Annotated in this window: 14 protein-coding genes; 12 read left to right on the forward strand and 2 right to left on the reverse strand. The window is 44.7% G+C overall.

Annotated features, from left to right (window positions below; translation table 11 throughout):
- Nucleotides 1-5: 5 nt before the first annotated feature.
- Complete coding sequence (locus AAAT93_RS08575) at nucleotides 6-1,934, forward strand: glycosyltransferase family 2 protein (protein ID WP_195541097.1); 1,929 nt, start codon at nucleotides 6-8, stop codon at nucleotides 1,932-1,934.
- On the opposite strand, the gene AAAT93_RS08580 is transcribed toward AAAT93_RS08575, so the two are convergent.
- On the reverse strand, nucleotides 1,920-3,386 hold the full coding sequence (locus AAAT93_RS08580) for an AAA family ATPase (protein ID WP_118671133.1): 1,467 nt from the start codon (nucleotides 3,384-3,386) through the stop codon (nucleotides 1,920-1,922). The two genes, AAAT93_RS08575 and AAAT93_RS08580, sit on opposite strands and share 15 nt — an antisense overlap.
- 803 nt (nucleotides 3,387-4,189) lie before the next feature.
- Here AAAT93_RS08580 and hisA point away from each other — a divergent pair.
- The 9 genes from hisA (at nucleotide 4,190) to AAAT93_RS08625 (ending at nucleotide 16,239) form a co-directional block, all read left to right on the forward strand.
- Nucleotides 4,190-4,963, forward strand: coding sequence for a phosphoribosylformimino-5-aminoimidazole carboxamide ribotide isomerase (hisA, locus tag AAAT93_RS08585; RefSeq protein ID WP_118374596.1), 774 nt, complete (start codon nucleotides 4,190-4,192; stop codon nucleotides 4,961-4,963).
- A 59-nt stretch (nucleotides 4,964-5,022) separates the two neighbouring features.
- The gene (locus tag AAAT93_RS08590; RefSeq protein WP_196020776.1) at nucleotides 5,023-7,320 is read left to right on the forward strand and encodes a glycoside hydrolase family 9 protein; all 2,298 of its coding nucleotides are present in this window, start codon (nucleotides 5,023-5,025) and stop codon (nucleotides 7,318-7,320) included.
- 23 nt (nucleotides 7,321-7,343) lie between these two features.
- Entirely contained in the window at nucleotides 7,344-10,412 is a 3,069-nt protein-coding gene (locus AAAT93_RS08595; protein ID WP_118734793.1) for a GtrA family protein, read from the forward strand.
- A 32-nt stretch (nucleotides 10,413-10,444) separates the two neighbouring features.
- Nucleotides 10,445-12,211 carry an ATP-binding protein gene (locus tag AAAT93_RS08600; RefSeq protein ID WP_021984503.1) on the forward strand — a complete coding sequence of 589 codons (1,767 nt, stop codon included), beginning with the start codon at nucleotides 10,445-10,447 and terminating at the stop codon, nucleotides 12,209-12,211.
- Between the two features lie 135 nt (nucleotides 12,212-12,346).
- On the forward strand, nucleotides 12,347-13,963 hold the full coding sequence (pckA, locus tag AAAT93_RS08605) for a phosphoenolpyruvate carboxykinase (ATP) (protein WP_021984504.1): 1,617 nt from the start codon (nucleotides 12,347-12,349) through the stop codon (nucleotides 13,961-13,963).
- A 481-nt stretch (nucleotides 13,964-14,444) separates the two neighbouring features.
- Entirely contained in the window at nucleotides 14,445-14,948 is a 504-nt protein-coding gene (locus AAAT93_RS08610) for a hypothetical protein (protein ID WP_349095561.1), read from the forward strand.
- Nucleotides 14,949-14,979: 31 nt separating this feature from the next.
- Nucleotides 14,980-15,186: a hypothetical protein gene (locus AAAT93_RS08615; RefSeq protein WP_021984506.1), complete on the forward strand. Its 207-nt coding sequence runs from the start codon at nucleotides 14,980-14,982 to the stop codon at nucleotides 15,184-15,186.
- Between the two features lie 164 nt (nucleotides 15,187-15,350).
- Nucleotides 15,351-15,680: a PadR family transcriptional regulator gene (locus tag AAAT93_RS08620; RefSeq protein ID WP_118545314.1), complete on the forward strand. Its 330-nt coding sequence runs from the start codon at nucleotides 15,351-15,353 to the stop codon at nucleotides 15,678-15,680.
- Between the two features lie 145 nt (nucleotides 15,681-15,825).
- A complete protein-coding gene (locus tag AAAT93_RS08625) occupies nucleotides 15,826-16,239 on the forward strand; it encodes a hypothetical protein (protein WP_349095563.1) in 414 nt (137 codons plus the stop codon).
- Between the two features lie 43 nt (nucleotides 16,240-16,282).
- Here the strand turns inward: AAAT93_RS08625 and AAAT93_RS08630 are convergent, their stop codons facing one another.
- Nucleotides 16,283-18,199, reverse strand: a complete 1,917-nt coding sequence (locus AAAT93_RS08630) for a DUF885 domain-containing protein (protein ID WP_227573106.1) — start codon at nucleotides 18,197-18,199, stop codon at nucleotides 16,283-16,285.
- Nucleotides 18,200-18,432: 233 nt separating this feature from the next.
- Here AAAT93_RS08630 and AAAT93_RS08635 point away from each other — a divergent pair, with 233 nt between their 5' ends.
- Together AAAT93_RS08635 and AAAT93_RS08640 are read left to right on the forward strand one after the other, a co-directional pair.
- A complete protein-coding gene (locus tag AAAT93_RS08635) occupies nucleotides 18,433-19,188 on the forward strand; it encodes a helix-turn-helix domain-containing protein (protein ID WP_117780412.1) in 756 nt (251 codons plus the stop codon).
- A 118-nt stretch (nucleotides 19,189-19,306) separates the two neighbouring features.
- Nucleotides 19,307-20,017, forward strand: a complete 711-nt coding sequence (locus tag AAAT93_RS08640) for an RluA family pseudouridine synthase (protein WP_227573107.1) — start codon at nucleotides 19,307-19,309, stop codon at nucleotides 20,015-20,017.
- Nucleotides 20,018-20,161 lie beyond the last annotated feature (144 nt).

The raw sequence follows: 20,161 nt of genomic DNA on the forward strand, positions 1-20,161 counted from the left end.
TGGCGATGAAGTTTCGACTTTCAGACTTGAATGCGGATACAATTAAAAAAGGCTTTGCGCATATTCGTTCGACTGCAATCCCGGAGGCGCTTTCCAAGGCACGTTCGATGGTGACGGGGCTGGATCTGGCGTATGATCGTTTTTTTAAAGAAAATATAGAGGCAGATGAGGAAGCACTTGCAACACAGCGGGAGCGGGTGTTTTCATACTGCCCTTGTATCAGTATTGTAGTTCCGGTGTATATGACACCGGAGCTTTCTTTACGTGCAATGCTGGAATCGGTGCTGCATCAGACCTATGGGAACTGGGAACTGTGTCTGGTCGATGGCAGTCAGGCGAAGGGAGAACCGCCGGTTCTTGATGCGCGCGTATCAGAGGATGGCGAATTGTCGGTGCTGGAGAAGGTGTATAGTTTGGAGACGGAGCGCATTATCTGGCAATATATGGAGAATGAACCGCGAATCCAGTACATAAAAATGGAAGAAAATCTTGGAATTTCCGGGAACAGTAACCGGGCATTGCAGGCGGCAAAAGGAGCGTATGTTGCATTGCTGGATCATGACGATGTCCTGACGGAGGATGCCCTGTACTGGGTGGTGGATGCTTTGCAGAGAGAACGCTATGATGTGGTTTATTCCGATGAAGACCGGATGGCAGAAAATGGAAGTCATTATCTGGAACCGCGATTCAAACCGGAATTCGATATCGACCTGCTGCGTGCATATAATTATATTTCCCATTTGTTTGTGGCACGGAGAGAGCTTATGCTGGCGGACGGAGGCTTTCATAGTCAGTATGATGGTGCGCAGGGCTACGATATGATCCTGCGTTGCTGTGAAGGCAACCGGGAGATCTGTCATATTCCGCGCGTGTTGTATCACAAACGGATTCATGATGGAACTTCTTCGGAGCGGGAGGCAAAGCATGCACAGGAGAATCTGGCGGGCAAAGAGGCATTGGAGGCACATGTGTCGCGGGAACATTTGCTGGCGCGTGTCATGATGACTGATCAGCGAAGCGTATATACGGTAAAATATGATACACCGGGCAATCCACTCGTGTCGATGATCATAACCGGGCATACGAATCGTTCGTTGATGGAACAGATGCTGGAGCCATTTTACGAGAAAACACGGTACAGTAATTTTGAGATTATCATTGTAGATGAAGACCGAACAGATGAGGAATTGCAGAAATATTACCAGCAGATGCAGAGCCGCAGACGAAATATTGCTGTGGTGGAGGCAGAGCCTGGGAAAAGCAGCACGGAATGCCGAAATCTTGGAACCTTGCATGCGAATGGCAGTTTCCTTTTATTTTTGGATGCGAATATGGAGATTGGCGATACGACAGCACTCGGTGAAATGCTAGGTATCGCTATGCGTGAAGACGTCGGAATTGTAGCCGGGACGGTCTATGATGACCGGGATCGGCTGTATTGCGCGGGCTTGGAATTCGCAGGGGCATATGAGTCTCCGGTTCAGAAATGGCAGGCGGAAACAGAACGTGCGATTGATCTGAAGGAAATAAAAAATTTATACCGCTATCCGTATCGCGGATTACCACAATTTGATGCATGGAAAGAATGGCGGAAGATCCGGCAGGATGAGACCGGTGCGATGCGGTACTATGGAATGAACCGCGAATATGTGATTGTGCCGGCACATTGTATGCTTGTGAAAAGATCAGTGTTTGTACAGTTGGGTGGATTCTCGGATAAATTCCGGACAGAGCTTTCCGCACTTGACTTCTGCCTGCGTGTACGCGAGCATGGATATCGGATTGTAAATGCTGCTCATGCAAAATGGCAGCTTCACGATCTGCCTGATTCTGTCAGACAGGTGCGCGAGGCTGCCATCGTAGATGCGCAGATGGAACGTACAGAGCGGGATTTGTTTGAAATCCTGTGGTCACAGGTATTATCCCTCCGTTAAATCCCCCTTGGTTAATGTCTTTAATTGTTTGTCGCTGACAGAGTCAAGCTCGACGATACGGCTTGCCTGTCTGGCGATGGAACGCTCCAGATAGTTTCGTACTTCTCTTGCATTTGCAAAGTTTTCATCGTGGGATTTTGCCCAGATATTCAGTAACTCTTTGACATATGCTTTTCCCTGTGCGTTTGGTTCGTATTCCTGTTTTTTGCACATGGATAAGAAGATATCATAAAGCTCGTCGCCGCTATAGTCCTCGAAATTGATGTATTTGTTAAATCTCGAACGGAGTCCCGGATTGGAGTCTACAAACTCCTGCATCAATTCGGTGTAACCGGCAACAATCACGATCAGATTATCGCGGTTATCCTCCATCATTTTAAGCAGGGTATCTACCGCTTCCTGCCCGAAGTCCTTTCCGTCTTTGCCTGCGGTAAGTGTGTAAGCTTCGTCGATGAAGAGTACGCCGCCTAAGGCACTTTCCACGACTTCCTTTGTCTTGATGGCAGTCTGTCCGACATAGCCTTCGACTAAGTTGGAACGGTCAACCTCGACCAACTGACCACCCGGCAGGATACCGAGACATTTGTAGATTTTGGCGAGCAGACGGGCAACGGTTGTTTTACCAGTTCCCGGATTCCCGGAAAATACCATGTGCAATGACATTTCGGGCTGCTTCATACCGCGCTCTTCCCGCAGCTTCTTCACCTTCAACAGGTTGATCAGTGATTTAATATCTTTCTTTACTTCAGAAAGTCCGGTCAGTTCGTTTAATTCATTTAGCAGATCATCTAATTTGATATCTTCCTCTGGAACTTCCTGCTTGTTGATAGTGCCTTTCATAGCAGCCATAGCCGCCTGCGAGGTCGATGCATTTTTGGCAGGGGGGTTGGCATCGGAGGCTGCCTTGTTCGGGGTGGAAGGTTTCGGGGGATTCTTCAGTGCCGGATTCTCGCCGGGCTCAAACAGTTTCAGTTTGCGCAGGTATTCCTCGATCATACCGGTATAAGCCGTCAGCGCGGAGACTTCTGTGTCGGTTGTCCGGTTGTTGCAGGAAATGTATGCCTGACCGAGTTCGACATACAGGTTGTACAGATTCCTTGACTTTGAAAAACCTTTCGTCGTGCAGGCAGAAAGCCCAGACTGGTCAGCTTCCACAAAATAAGTCAGGGAACGTGGAATCGTTGTGACAAATTCGGGGGTTGCTGTGCGATCCTGCTTGAAGCGCATCAGAGATTCCAATGTGAAATATTGTCCGAGATATTCGTGTAAAAAGCGTGTCTCCGGGTACAGGCTGCCGTCGGAGCTGTCTGTCAGATACACCAGAAACTGCAGCAGATCAAAACGGATCATGTCATGCATGGAGATATCGGTTTTTGGACCAAAACCCTGTTGGCAGATGATCTCACCGTACATGTAGCAATCCGTGATTTCTTTCTTCAAATCGTTTAACATATTTTCTCCTTGCCCCTGTAAAACTGTTTCAGTATCTACGAATCGTGATGGGATTTGTGATATGTCTGCATCCGCTTCCAATAATATATCAGCATGTATTGAAACTAAGAAGTACTAGATGTTCTGATACACATATAGTTATCGTACGCAACCGCCGCCAATTCGCCGTCCATGGCTCACTGGCGGCTTGTTTGAACGTCGTGTTCAAACATTGCTGATACTCACAGAACATCAAGAACTTCTAAGTCCCAAACATATTTAAATTATTTGAAGCGGATGCAGACATATATACACAAATCCTCATACGATTCGCAAATGTCTGGAACCCAATTTACAGGTGTTCGTTCAATTTACCTTGGGTAAATGATACCGCAAAAACACTTTCACGTAAAGCGAAATATATTGAACAAGGTAGGGAAATATGGTACGATAAAAACCAATTAGGTTTTGAGAAACCAATAAGGAAAAACAGAATATGCCTGTCCGTTTGAACTGACTTGTTATGTTTATTCGCGAGTCATGTGTGGAACCGGTATAAATGGAACATAGGATATGTTTGCAGGCATGGAAGTACTTAGTGTTCTTTCTGTAATCAGGGATGTTTGAACACGATGTTCAAACAAGCCGTCGTTGAGCCATGGACGGCGAATCGACGGCGGTCCCGTATGGTAAGAACATGTATATTAGAACACTTAGTACTTTCTGCTTGCAATACATTCTATGTGCATTTATACCAGTTCCATACATGAACGTGGGATTCCATAGATGCAAATTCAGACGGACAGACGTAGAAGGAGCGTATTATGCGGTTTCGACCATGCATTGATATACATAATGGCGCAGTCAAGCAGATTGTCGGCGGTAGCCTGAAAGATGAGGCTGATTTTGCCAAGGATAACTTCGTTTCGGAGCTGAAGGCAGATTTCTATGCTGATCTGTATCGCCGAAGCGGTCTGGTCGGCGGACATATTATCCTGCTGAATCCGGCTGGCAGTACATACTATGAGGCAGATCTGGAACAGGCGAAGCTTGCACTTGCTGCATATCCACAGGGCCTGCAGATCGGTGGCGGCATCAACGCAGACAATGCAGAGCAGTTTCTGGATATGGGCGCGCGGCAGGTAATCGTGACATCCTATGTATTTAAGGATGGAAGAATCAATTACGAGAATCTGAAACGGCTGTCGAGTCTGATCGGTGCGGAGCATCTGGTGCTCGATTTGTCCTGTCGGAAAAAGGATGGCAGGTATTATATCGTGACCGACCGCTGGCAGGAATTTACAGACGAAGTTGTTACACCGGAGACGCTGGACAAGCTGGCAGAATACTGTAGCGAATATCTGATTCATGCAGTGGATGTCGAGGGTAAAGCGGCAGGCATTGAGACGGAGCTTGCAACCATGCTTGGCACATGGGGCAAACAGCCGATGACTTATGCAGGCGGAGTTGGAAGCTTTGATGATTTAGAGAGCTTGAAGCAATGTGGACAGGATCGCATTGATGTGACGGTGGGAAGTGCACTGGATATATTCGGCGGTGCATTACCATACGATGAGGTTGTGAAATTTTGTTCGTAGTACCCATGTGGGACTACAATAAAACGATAAAAAGAGGGACAAAAACGATAGGAGGGTTTATGAGAAAATTCAGGAAGACAGCCGCAGTTGTTGCGGCGGCAGCACTTGCACTTTCGTTATGTGCATGTGGCGGAAAGACAGACAAGGTGACGACAGAACAGACATCTGGTGGTGGTGCAACCGTGACAGATGCAACAGCGTCAACCATCGAGGATGATGGAGACTGGACAACGACGGAACAGGAAGTTGTGGAGGATGACCGTTTCACGACGGTGGAAGGCGCAGATGCGATCGGCGTGACATTTGATGATGGTACAGATGGTTTTACGAGTTACATAAATAATGGTAACTTTACAATGTCCGCAGAAAATGGCGAACTCGTTTGTGACATTACAAAGAGTGGACCGCTTGAGCATAGCTGCCAGATTTATTACGATGGATTTACGATGGCAAAGGGCTGTGTCTATACGATGAGTTTTGATGTCAGAAGTGATATTGAACGTGTGATCCAGTGGCGTGTACAGATCAATGGTGGAGACTACCATGCCTATGCGAGTGATTTCATCACAGTTGGACCAGAGACACAGACGATTACGAAGGAGTTTACGATGGAAGAAAATTCCGATCCGGCTCCAAGATTTGTTGTCAATATGGGAACTCAGGAAGGACAGACTGAGGTTACAGAAGCACATAAGATTTACTTCGACAACATTTCCCTGTTTGTAACAGACGGTTCCAATGCGGAGAAGATTGTCGGTGCACCACAGCCGATTCAGGTAAAGGTAAATCAGATCGGTTACAAGCCGGATGATACAAAGACAGTGATCGTGACATCCAAGGACGATGAGAAATTCAAGATCGTAGATGCGAAGACAGATGAGACAATGTTTGTTGGTGCATACGGAGAGCTTTCGTATGACAAGTCTGCGGAATCAAACGTAAGACATGGTGATTTCACGGAGTTTAAGACACCTGGTACATACAAGATTATTTCCAGTCCATCTGGTGCATCCTATGAGTTCTCCATCGGGGACGATCTGTATGATGATGTGTATAAGGATGTTGTACTGATGTTATACAAGCAGCGATGCGGAACAGAGGTGACAAAGGATATCGCTGGAGATTTCGCACATGAGGCATGTCATATGCAGGAAGCGACTGTTTACGGAGATACATCTGGAACAAAGATTGATGTATCTGGTGGATGGCATGATGCCGGTGATTACGGACGATATGTTGTGTCTGGTGCTAAGACGGTACAGGATCTCTTCCTTGCTTACGAGGATTATGGTCAGACTGCCGATGATCTTGGAATTCCAGAGAGCGGAAACAAGACACCGGATCTTCTCGATGAAGCAAAGTATGAGCTTGACTGGATGCTCAAGATGCAGGATGCAGCAAGCGGTGGCGTCTACCATAAAGTAACTGCACTTGTATTCCCGGAGACGGTACTTGCGGTTGATGAGACGGATGATATGGTGCTTGCGCCGATTTCCTATGCAGCAACGGCTGATTTCGCGGCTGTTATGGCAAAGGCATCTGTACTCTATGCAGAATACGATGCAGATTTTGCAAAGAGCTGTCTGGATGCAGCAACGAACGCGTATGCATTTTTGGAGGCAAATCCGGATATGAAGGGATATGAGAATCCGGAAGACCTTGTAACAGGTGCATACGATGATACACATCTTGCAGACGAGACACTTTGGGCTTCTGCAGAGATGTATATTGCAACAAAGGATGCAAAATATTTAACTGCGACAAAGACAGCACTTGACAGCAACTATCTGACAGGTTTTGGCTGGGCAGATATCGGAAGCTATGCGCTGTATGATCTTGCAAAGACCGAGGGCGTGGATGCAGATGTGGCAAAGACAGCGAAGGAAAAGCTGCTTGCAGATGCGGATGAGACACTTTCGAAAGCAGAGTCAGAGGGCTTCTTTACAGGTATGGGTGTGACATATCCTTGGGGAAGTAATATGACGATCACCAACAAGGGTATGGAGCTTCTGGCTGCTGCAAACCTGACAGGGGATGCCAAGTATACAGAATATGCGCAGAAGATGCGTGATTATATCTTCGGTGTGAACCCAACCGGATACTGCTATGTGACCGGCTATGGATCCCTCACCCCGAATGCAACACACCACAGACCATCACAGGTATTGAAAGAGACGATGCCGGGTATGCTGGTTGGCGGTGCCAATAACAATCTGAACGATCCATATGCAAATGCCGTTCTCTACGGAATTGCACCGGGACGTGCATATGTAGATAATGAGCAGTGCTATTCATGTAATGAGGTAACGATTTACTGGAATTCTCCACTGATCTATCTGCTTACAGGTTTAAATTAAAAGAAAAGGATTAGGGTAGTACATTGATTCGTTTTATAAAGAAGATTCTTGCCAATGAGAAAATGCGATATCTGATTGCGGGAGGCTGTACGACAGCTGTCAACCTGGTAACATTCTTCCTGCTGCGCGTTATTACACCAATTTCAAGAAATACATGCAATGCCATAGCGATCGCTATGGCTATTGCTTTTGCATACTTTGCAAATAAATTTTTTGTATTTCAGAGTAAGAAGAAGGGATTTTATGCAACTCTGGTAGAGTCGGTGCAGTTTGTAGGCGCCCGTCTGGTGTCCATGGTTGTGGAAATTCTTGGACTGGCGATTCTGTGTGATACATTTCGAATCCATGAACTGGCATCCAAGCTGCTTGTACAGGTCATTGTACTGGTATTGAACTATGTGTTCAGCAAGCTGATTGTGTTCAAGGAAAAGAAACCATTTCACGAGAATATGCAGGATAACTGGTGCTATTATCTGTCGTTTGCAATCGTTGCAGTCGTCATGCTGGTTGTCTGTATCGCAGAAAAGATTGCACCGTTTGGAGAGAATTCCCTGACGCTGGTAGACAGTGTGCATCAGTATCTGCCGTTTTTCTCAGAACTCAGAGACAAGCTTCTGCATGAGAGAAGTCTTCTTTATACATGGAATGTAGCACTTGGCTCGAATTTCGTATCGCTTGCGGCGTATTATCTGATGAGCCCGTTTAATCTGCTGTTGTTACTATTTGGCAAGGAACAGATTGCGGCGGTTACCTGCTTCCTGATGTGCTTAAAGATTGCACTCACAGCCGTTGCAATGGTACATTTCCTAAGCTACAAGGATGGCGAGAAGAAACGCAATTTCCTGATCGTGGCGATCTCGGTTGCCTATGCGTTCAGTAATTATGTGATCGGTTACAACTGGAACACGATGTGGCTGGATTGTATTATGATCTTCCCGCTTATCATGCTGGGCTTCCAGCGGATGCTTGAGGAGAGAGATCCAAAGCTGTATGTGCTGTCCCTGTTCTATGCGCTCTATTGTAATTATTATATTGGATATATCATTTGCCTGTTTCTTGTGCTGTGGTTCTTTGTCTATGAGCATAAGACAGTGAAGCGATTCTTCATAAATGGATTCCGGTTTGCAGTGTATTCCCTGTTATCCGGTGGTATGGCAGCATTTATCCTGCTTCCTGCATATCATGGAATCATGGCGACGGCAGCGGGAGATATGGCAATCCCAAAAGGAACATGGTATGGAAATATCTTTGTGATGCTGCGGCAGCTGCTTGTATTTACAAAGCCGATTACGAATCAGATCTTTGATGGCGGTGTGAATCTGTACTGTGGCATGCTGGCGGTTCTGACGATGTTCCTGTATCTGTTTGTGAAGGAACATCCGTGGAAGAAGTTCCGCAAATATGTGCTGTTGGTGCTGCTTGTGATCAGCTTCAATCATGGGACGTTAAACTATATCTGGCATGGCATGCATGACCAGTATGGAATCCCGAATCGGTTTTCATTTGTGTTTATTTTTGTGTTGCTCGTTATGGCATATGATGCAGTGCAGTCGATTACAGAAATCGATATTTATTTTGTGATTTCGTCAATTTTACTGGCAGGTGCGTTTGCATTTGCCTGTAAACAGCAGGCAGGCGCGACAATTGGCAAATATACATTGCCGGCGAGTCTTGTGCTGCTGGTGATCTACGGCGTGACCTGTTGTCTGCGGACGTCGAAGAAGATCACGCATGCGACTTACATTTCGGTGATTGGAAGTGTCTGTCTGGTCGAGCTTGTGGCAAATGCAGCATATGGATTTTCGGAAAATGGGTATTGTCATTACAAGAAATATTACAAGACGAGTCCGGCAGTGACAGAAGCGAATGTGCGCGTGCGGGAGATGGCAGAGGAAGAACAGGCAGGCTTTTATCGTTCGGAACTGATGAATTACACGGTACTGGATGAGGCAAGCTGGCATAACATGCCGAGCGTCAGCACATTCAATTCAACGGTTATGGGACCGGTTGTCACCACGATGGGCAAGCTTGGATTTTATACAGGCGCAAATGAATTTTTGTATCGTGGCTATACGCCATTTACAAATGCAATCTTTAATATCCGGTATCTGCTGGAACGACCGGGAGATCTGAATAATTTTGATTATAATTATAAAGAAACGGTGGATAATGTATCCATCTATGAGAATCCATACCCGACCTCTATTGGATTTGCGGTGAGCAACAATGTCAAGGACTGGGATCAGAGCCGTTACTCTGCAATGATCGCGCAGAATACACTGGCATATGACATGACTGGCTATGGCGGATTCTTCCAGGACGAGTATCCGGCGATCAGTGTGACGAGTGATACGGCGAAAGTCAGCTATGAGAATAATCAGGTCAGCTTCACAGCAAATGCATCTGGACCGATGTGTTTTATGTTGAGCTTTACTGCGGATCATGCAGGCGATTATTACGTGAACTGCCGTGGTAATTATGTGACGAAGATCCGGTTTTATAAGAACGGACAGGAAATCGCTTATGACCGTTATCAGATCCAGATTTTCCATCTGGGACAGCTGGAAGCGGGCGATTACATTTCCATTGAATACGAATACAGCAATGTCAGTGGCTCCGAAGTGGCACCATTTTATGTGGCAACCTTCCATCAGGATGTGTTTGAAAATGTATATCGGGAATTGACGAACCATATGCTGGAGGTTGAAACGGTAAAGGATGGCTATGTCTATGGCACGATCGAGATGCCGGAGGATAAGACACTGTTCACAAGCATTCCTTATGATGAAGGCTGGACGGTAAAGGTCGACGGAAAAAAGGTGGATTACTACAAGGTGGCAGGCGCATTTATCGGTGTGGATATCGGTGCCGGTTCGCATACGGTTGAATTTTCCTATATGCCGCAGGGTATGCTTTTGGGCATTGCGATTTCCGTGATCTGCATGGTGTTACTGTTGGTTTCCCTGCAGGTGGAGAAGAAATTGGAGGTGCGGAGAATCGAGAAGGCGAACGCACGCGAAGAGAATGAAAAACCAGGCGAAAAACTTGCAGAAGAGGTCGAGACAGATATTGAAAATCTCGAAAATGTATAGTAAAATGTTGATAAATAGGGGGTGTTATGCACATGGAAAAACTAGCAAAATTAGGGTGGCAGAAACTAATCATCATTGCAGCGGCGCTGGATATCGTGCTCGGAATTATATTTGGTGCGATTTTTAAGGCGGTTCCGGCGGGAATCATCGTTGGCGTGCTGGCTGCGGCTGTCACGGGAGTGATTGTATTTGCGCTTGGTGGCGGCGTTGTGGCAGGCCACACAAAGGGTGACAAATACAAGAAGCTGTTCATGAATCTTCCGATCGGATTTGCACAGGCAAAGATCATCACAGATTCACTTGGGAACAGCATTGGGTACTGCATTCAGGAAGCAAATGAGCGGTTCGGAAGTTACTTCAATCTGGATGCATCTGATTATCAGGACAAGATTCTTGGTGAGAGTAAGATCGAAGTGTTACAGGATATTAACGCATGGTTTACTGCGTATAATACCTCTGGAACCAAAGAGGGCGACTTCATGGACGTGGAGATCACGATGGAGAAGCTTGGCAAGGTATTTAACACAGTTATGTACAAGTCTGAGGCTGACTATATCAACATGGTTGTTATTGATATTACAGACCAGAAGGAGACGGAGAACAAGCTGTCTGCAGCAATCGAAGATGCGAATGCAGCATATAAGACACAGGCAGAGTTCCTCGCGAACATGAGCCACGAGATTCGTACTCCGATCAACGGAATCCTTGGTATGCTGCAGCTTACGCTGATGGCAGATGATCTGCAGGCAGATTACCGCGATAACCTGCTCACTGCAAAGGGCTGTGCAGATAACCTGCTTCGCCTGATCAACGATATTCTTGATATCAGTAAGCTGGAAGCTGGTAAATATAATCTGAAGGAAGAGATCTTCGATGTGCGTGCAGCCATTGAGGAGACGGTAGCTGCACAGGTACCGACAGCGACAAACAAGGGACTTGCCCTTGACTGCACATTTGGTAACAATATTCCAAAGCTTGTAAAGGGCGATGGACAGAGAATCCAGCAGATTTTGAATTGTTTGCTTTCCAATGCATTAAAATTCACATCTGAGGGAAGTGTAAGAGTAAAGATTGCCGCAATTGATGCAGAAAAAGAGAATATCAACCTGCGTATCGCGGTTGCTGATACTGGTATCGGTATCTCGGAGAAGAACATGGATAAGCTGTTTATCCGGTTCTCACAGGTCGATGGTTCCGATACAAGAAAGTATGGCGGTTCCGGACTTGGTCTGGTTATCTCCAAGCAGATTGCAGAGCTGATGGGTGGTAACATCAGTGTGCAGAGTAAGGAAGGCATCGGTTCGACGTTCATTGCAGAGATTCCTCTGAAGGTTGTAAAGGCAGCCGAGGTGGAAGCAGCCAAGAACATGGAAGAAAAAGAAGATGCCGCAGTATTCTCGATCAATGCACACAGCAAGGCGCGTATCCTTGTTGCAGAGGATGAGCCGGTCAACCAGCAGGTTATCGGTAAGCTGCTCGGTATGGCAGGATTCTCTTATGATATTGCAGAGAATGGTGAGAAAGCAATTGAGCTGTTCAAGCAGAAGGAATACGATGCAGCGCTGTTCGATGTACAGATGCCGGTTATGGATGGTATCGCAGCAACACAGCAGATTCGTGAGATTGAGCAGAAGGAGCATAAGAAGCGCCTTCCGATCATTGCAGTTACAGCGAGAGCCATGTTTGGTGATAAGGAACGAATCTTAGAGAACAAGCTCGATGATTATATTGCGAAACCATATAATCTGAACACGGTAGTTGAGACACTCAACCGATATATTGATAAAAAAGAGGATTAACATTTAATTCACGAAAAATTAAACGATTTTTCATATATGTTGGTTGACTGGATATCTTTTTAGTGATACAATTTCGGTGGTTTTGGGTGGATAACTGCCCTGAATTAATAAAAAGCAAAGGAAGGAAATTTTAAGATGGCAAACATTGATTTAACTAAGTATGGAATTACCGGAACAACAGAAATCGTTCACAATCCTTCATATGAAGTTTTGTTTGAGGAAGAGACAAAGGCTTCAAACGAGGGTTATGAGGTTGGACAGAACACAGAATTAGATACAGTTAACGTTATGACAGGTGTATTTACAGGACGTTCTCCTAAAGATAAGTACATCGTTATGGATGAGAATTCTAAGGACACAGTATGGTGGACAACAGATGCTTACAAGAACGACAACCATCCTATGACAGAAGAGACATGGGCAGTTGTTAAGGATCTTGCTAAGAAGGAGCTTTGCAACAAGAAGCTTTATGTTGTAGATGCATTCTGTGGTGCAAACAAGGATACACGTATGGCAGTTCGTTTCATCGTTGAGGTTGCTTGGCAGGCTCACTTTGTAACAAACATGTTCATCAAGCCTTCCGAGGAAGAGCTGAAGGATTTCGAGCCGGATTTCGTTGTTTACAACGCATCTAAGGCTAAGGTTGAGAATTATGCAGAGCTTGGTCTTAACTCTGAGACATGTGTAGCATTCAACATCACATCTAAGGAGCAGGTTATCATCAATACATGGTACGGCGGAGAGATGAAGAAGGGTATGTTCTCTATGATGAACTACTACCTCCCACTTAAGGGTATCGCTTCAATGCACTGTTCTGCTAACTGCGATATGGAAGGTAAGCATACAGCTGTATTCTTCGGCCTTTCAGGTACAGGTAAGACAACACTTTCTACAGATCCTAAGAGACTTTTGATCGGTGATGATGAGCACGGTTGGGATGACAACGGTGTCTTCAACTTCGAGGGTGGATGTTATGCAAAGGTTATCGGACTTGATAAGGAGTCTGAGCCAGATATCTACAACGCAATCAGACGTGACGCTCTTCTTGAGAACGTGACAGTTGATGCAGCAGGTAAGATTGATTTCGACGATAAGAGCGTAACAGAGAATACTCGTGTTTCTTATCCAATTGATCATATTGAGAAGATTGCATCTAAGGTAAATGGCGTTTCCGCAGGTCCTGCTGCAGAGAACGTAATCTTCCTTTCAGCAGATGCATTTGGAGTACTTCCTCCAGTATCTATTCTGACACCAGAGCAGACAAAGTACTACTTCCTTTCAGGATTTACTGCGAAACTTGCTGGTACAGAGCGTGGTATCACAGAGCCTACACCTACATTCTCAGCTTGCTTCGGACAGGCATTCCTTGAGTTGCATCCTACAAAGTATGCAGAAGAGCTTGTTAAGAAGATGGAGAAGAGCGGAGCTAAGGCTTATCTCGTAAATACAGGATGGAACGGAACAGGCAAGCGTATCACAATCAAGGATACTCGTGGAATCATCGATGCAATCCTTTCAGGTGATATCAAGACAGCTCCTACAAAGAAGATTCCTATGTTCAACTTTGAGGTTCCAACAGAGCTTCCTGGTGTAGATCCAGCAATCCTTGATCCAAGAGACACATATGCTGATCCTACTGAGTGGGAGACAAAGGCTAAGGATCTTGCTGAGAGATTCCAGAAGAACTTCCAGAAGTACACAACAAACGATGCTGGTAAGGCATTGGTTGCTGCTGGTCCTAAGGCTGAGTAATTGAATCGCTTATAAATAAGGGTAACCCGCGTCGGCTGACGCGGGTTATTTTTTACCCTGTTTTATGTAGGGGATGGTTCTTAATAATGGACATTCAATACAAGTATCTCTATATAGAATTTCTGACATTGCAAAATAAAGATGTACTCAAACATATATTTCATTCTCGATTCATTCCATATACAATGTATGAAAGCTAAGAAGCTCTAAATGTTCTGATTTACATGTTAAAAATATACGCCACCGCCGCCGATTCGACATCCCTGTCTCAGCGGCGGCTTGTTTGAACATCGTGTTCAAACATGGCTGCGATTACTTGCAGAACATTAAGAACTTCTGAGCTTTCAACATACTGTATATAAGAATGAATGGAGAATGAAATATATCGGGAAACGAAACATTTGACAAGCGATAATACATATGATATAGTCAAATAAATTCGAAAGGGGGTATTCCTATGAACAGGGCAAAGCGGAAATATATGAAATTGTTGAAGAACTATTTTCCTTATGGAAGAGCGTGCAGGAAGAAGTTTTTGGTATCAATTGCTGAGGACATAGATCATTTCGTTCGAGAGCATGATCCATGTACTTATGACATGCTGGTGGATGAGTTTGGAAAACCGCAGGAAGTGATCTTGAATTATCAGAAGGAAATTGAAATATCAGATATACGGAATGTTCGAAAAGTGATGGTGAAGCATGTTGGGTTGGCAATAGGCGTGTGCGGTATATTGTTCGGAGCTGTTATATTTGCAACACCGAGTTTAAGAACCGAACGGAAAGACACCGCTGGAGACAAGGTGGCAGATACAGAGGAAGAAGACTTTGACGAGGGCTATAGTGACTTGGAAAAAGAACTGCTTAGTCATAGTGGAAATTATTATGATGACTATGGAAATGTAGTATTAAAGGTAATAAATCCTATATCTGAAAATGGTGATTTTTCAGCATATATTTTAACCACAAGATTTCAGATGAATTGAAATGTTAATAAAGATGAAGGAGATGTAACAGATGAAAAAGATAAGAAAGCATATTGCGGGTATTATAATTTTATCGCTGGTAATGGTAATGGGCACCAAAACTTTTACGGCGGAAACAAAGAAGAATGGAAATCCAGCATATGCAACAGTTACTTATAAGGTAACAAATAAGTCGACAAAAGAATCTGCTAAATTTAAGGGACAATTTAAGATAAAAACAAATGGAGATGTAATTTGATTTTCAGATAGTAAGATACCTATAGTTAATACTCATGCATGAAATTTTTTGATTATAACAATGCTATCTGATATAAACCGAAAATAATAAATATAATGAATATATTTCTTGTTTTTTACAATCCAAAATGGTAAGATACATAGAATACGTTGTGAGGCAGATATATGGAAAATAAAAATATGTTTTACCGTGGCTATGTGGAATTACTTGTGTTGAAATTCCTTTCGGAGAAGGATTGTTACGGTTATGAAATTGTAAAAAGTATAAAGCGTGCTTCGAAAGATAAGATCTCGTTGTCGGTGGGTACTTTGTATCCGACGTTATATAAGATGATTGATCAGAAGTACATTAGTGATTATAAGAAACAGACCGGTGAACGGATGGTGAAAGTGTATTATCATCTGGAGGACGCGGGGAGAGAACGATTGGAAGCATTGGTTTCTGAGTACCGGGAATTCTCGCAGGTTATGAATGAAATCTTGAATCTGAAATAGAATATGAATGGATAAACGTAGGATGTGTATAAAATGACATATGCATCCTACGTTATTTTTTGCCTTTAAACCCGTATAGTTCCTCACTTTTTCCAAATGTTCCAAACTTACGCTTTACATTTTCAGAAGTTGTATGCTATGGTTTATGTATTGTCGCAGATGGGCGTCGGAGAATATCGTGCAGATCATTGTAAATTCGTTGTGGGCGTTATTTATGAAGATGCAGGTATCGGTTTCTGAAGCGACAGATTGTTTGAGAAAGATGATCGGAGGCGAGAGCATGGGAAACTGGTTTGAGAATATGGAGCCAATGAACATACAGGAAGAGCGGGCAAATACCAAGAGAGAACGAGAACGGGCGGATCAAGCAGAAGAGGAACGGGATCGAGCAGAAGAGAAGTTGAATAAGACGGAAGTAGAACGGGATAAAGCGGAAAAAACACTAATGGATCTTATGAAAAAAGTATATGGAACAAAAGAGAATGTAATAAAAAACCTTGTGGAATCTTGTGATAAAACAGAGGAAGAAGCAAAGCGGTTAATACAGAAGTATTGGTAAAAACAAAAAGCAGCTCTAAGAGCTGCTTTTGCTATATATGAAATTATAAATTATCCTTTACATACTGTTTGACAAGCTTCTCAATCAGATAGAACTGGGATGGACCTGCATCAAGCACAACCTTGTGGAAAGCCTGCTCGTCGAACTTGTTGCCAAGGGCGGATTCTGCATAGTCACGAAGCTCCTGGAAGGACTGCCAGCCCATGACATACATCTGGTAGTTGACTGGTTCGGCGATAACGTAATCCATGATGCTTTCGGCTCCATCAGAATTGAAACCATTGTCGGAGAGGTACTTCTGTGTTGCTTCCAGATCCCAGCCCTCATAGTTGACACCGATTTCGACACGGGCACTGACAAGCAGGTTCAACTCAGAGTTGATCCGTTCGAAATCTGCATAACTGTCATCCGGATAATCTTTGTACATATCGTAGCTCATCATCTCAACATAGGTAGCCCAGCCTTCGGTGTAGCCGTTAAAGTTAAGCAACGCGCGGATTGGTTCCGGGTTCGTGCTCAAGTAGTAGGTGAACTGATACATATGTCCGGGGATTCCTTCGTGCGCAAGGGTGGACCACAGATCACCGGCGCCGTCACTGCCCATATTCAGGTAGATGGAGTTTTCGTCGTAGGCATCAATTGGTGTTGTCACATAGAATGCCGGACTGACGATATCTTCTAAGGATTCATGGACATTTTCAATGGTGTAATGCACGTCAGGCATGGCAGGGAAGCGGTCGGCAAAAGCATCCTTAAAGTAGTTGATCGTCTCCAGCGGATCGTTATCCGCATATAAGCTGTCACTGGAATCGTTAAAGTACTGCTCATAAGCAGAATAGTTGGCAAGCGCGGTTGCCTGGTATTCATACATGACATCATCGATGGCATTGTCCAGCCAGTCGATAACTTCCTCTGGCGTTTTGTCAGTGCCAACCTTATCCTTTAACAGATATGCGTAATATTCTTTTCCGTGTTCAAACCCGGCAAGACCCAGATCGTTTTGTCCATCATCCTTGTGTGCATTAAAGAAGTTAATTACATTCTTGTAGCAAGGGATGACGGAATTGATAACCGTATCGTGATTCTGGGTAATGTAGTCCTGAATTTGTTCTTCACTCAAGCCCTCGACACCGCGAACCTTATCTTCAAAGGTTGCAATCAGAAGATTCTCTTCCGGAGTTGCAATGAATTCTTCACACTGGCGAACAACCTCGCTGGCGGAATGCTCGTTCATGAAAAGCCCTTTGTCAATCTTTGTCTGTTCAAAGTCCAGATATTTTCCATAATAATCGGATAACTGTCCAAGCAATGCCAGATAGTCCTGAACGTCCCCTTCGTTGTAGAATTTGTATTCCGACATGTTGATCGGCATGTTTGTCTGCAAGCCGCTTGTGTAGGCAAATGGTTCGTACAGATATGTGTAATCATAGGATTCCAGATTCAGATCCAGATAATCCTTGATAACATCATAGGTGTATTTCTGCGATCCGGTCAGGAGATCGTAGTCAAAGCTTTGCAGTTCTGTGATTTCATCTTCGGTTTCTTTTTTGTCACTTGCAATGGCGTCCTCGGAGATTTCCGCATCGCCAAAGGTTGCAGTTGGAACATCCAGATCGTAGTGGGCTGGATTGGCAACGGTATAGTGAAGCGTGACGGTATCGCTTGTGACGCTCTCCTTAAAGTTATCCATCAGGTAAGTATGAAACCGTTCCTGCTCGGCTTTTGCTTCTTCTCCAGTTGGATCAGGCAATGCATAGGCACAATCTTCCAGGGAGGAGGCATCGATCGGAGATGCTTCCGGCTCTGTATTTCCTGCGGCAATCGCGTCCTCCACAGAATTCTCTAAGGACGAAGATGCTGCCTTCCAGCTGCTGTTGCTGTCACCACATGCGGTCAGCATGACGGACATCGCACAGACAAGTGCGAGCGCAGTCGCCTTCTTGTAAAATTTTTTCCACATATAAATCTATAACCTCCGTTTTCCTGTATCTTATAGTATAGTATCTGCTTTAATTGGATAGACATACAAAATAATCATACTCGAAATAATCAAAATCTGCAATCGTCCGATGCAGATTTCACATAAAATGCACAGAAATACATCTGTCGAACGGACAGGAAAAATGGCTACATAAAGTATACGAAAGCAGGTTTCATGTAAGTATATTTATGTTAAGGTAAGAACGGGGAAAAATGTTTACAATTAAAGGAGAGATGGGAATTATGACAATCAAGGAAGCTGCAAAAAAACTGCATGTGGAAGCACATGTACTTCGATATTGGGAGGATGAATTAAAACTCGACATTAAGCGGAATGCGCAGGGACATCGGTATTATGATGATCGCGATATCCGGTTGTTTGAGAGCGTGAAAGCGATGAAGGAAGAGGGACTGATGCTCAAGGATATCCGAAATGCGATCATTCGTGCAAAACGTGCAAAATCTGAAGAGGATGCTTTGGATTCGACAGAAGAAAAAAATGAGGGGAATGCGCAGACCATCGATTGCGCAAAAACAGCACAGGAAGAAACAGACAACGAGGATAAACCATGCAAACCGGAAGCGAACATCAAGCGCACATCGTCGGTGGAGCTTCGCCCCGTACATACCCGGATGGATGAGGATAAGGATTCGATGTTAGAACGTATGCAGAAGATGGTGGGGGATGAGGATAAGGTTGTCGACTTCAAGCAGGCACAACTGCAAAGCGTGATGAACCGTGTGATCGCAACTGCCCTGCGCGAGAACAAGGATATTATCACGACATCCATTAAGGAGGAAGTGACCGCGGATGTGATGCGGCAGTTTGATGCAGTTATGCGGGAGAAAGAGGAACGCGAGGAAGCACGGTACCGGAGACTGGACACGGTGCTGCGGGAAATCCAGCAGGCAAATGCAGAGGTAGCAGCAACGAAAACGAAAAAGGGAATCTTCAAAAAACACCGGTAAGATCAAAAACTTTCTGTGTCCGCTGGTTGCAAAAAGATGGCAACTCTTGTATAATTCCTTTTAGTTATGTGTAAATATAGCTAAGATATAGGAATTATATCGGAAATGGACAGGACTTATGAAGTTAGAGATTTTATATGAGGATGCATATCTGCTTGCCTGCGTAAAACCGTATGGTGTGTTGTCACAGGGCGACAAGGGCAACGATGAAGATATGATTACAAAAATCAAGCATTACCTGTATGACAAAGCGGAATCGGAGCAGGCGGAAGAGCCGTATGTAGCTGCGATTCACCGACTGGATCGTCCCGTAGGGGGTGTGATGGTATTTGCAAAAACTCCAGAGGTAGCAGCGAAGCTTTCGGACATGCAGCAGGATGGTGAGATCGCGAAATATTATCAGGCGGTCATAACCGGAGAGCTTCCGGATTTTGAAGGCGAGATGGTAGACTATCTTCTGCGGGATGGAAAAACGAACACAACGAAAGTCGTGAAAAAAGGCGAAAAGGGTGCCAAGCGCGCAGAGCTATATTATGAGGTGCTCGATGTCATGGATACGGACGACGGAACGCTCAGCTATGTGTTGATTGAGCTTGTCACAGGCAGACATCATCAGATCCGGGCACAGTTTGCGAGCCGGGGCTGTGGTATCTGGGGTGATACGAAATATAACCCGAAATTCGCGAAGACAAAACGTAAATATAAACAGATCGGTTTATTCTCCTCACGGATGGAATTTACACATCCCATCACCGGGGAAGAAATCGTGATCAAGAAGGAACCGGAGGGCGAGGCCTTCGAGGTGCTTGATTTAGATGAGTTTGAATAATATTAAGATAAGGAAACTCTCGTGTGACTGGATATACACAATCACGTGAAGGGATTCGGCAATTGTGAAAGAATATGTGGATAGCGGTATTCATACATACCAATTTGCAAGCAGACCATTGGAGCATGTCGGCACTTAACGAAT

It is taken from the genome of Coprococcus hominis (ex Arizal et al. 2022) (genome assembly GCF_040094675.1).
GTDB classification, from domain to species: domain Bacteria; phylum Bacillota; class Clostridia; order Lachnospirales; family Lachnospiraceae; genus Coprococcus_C; species Coprococcus_C hominis.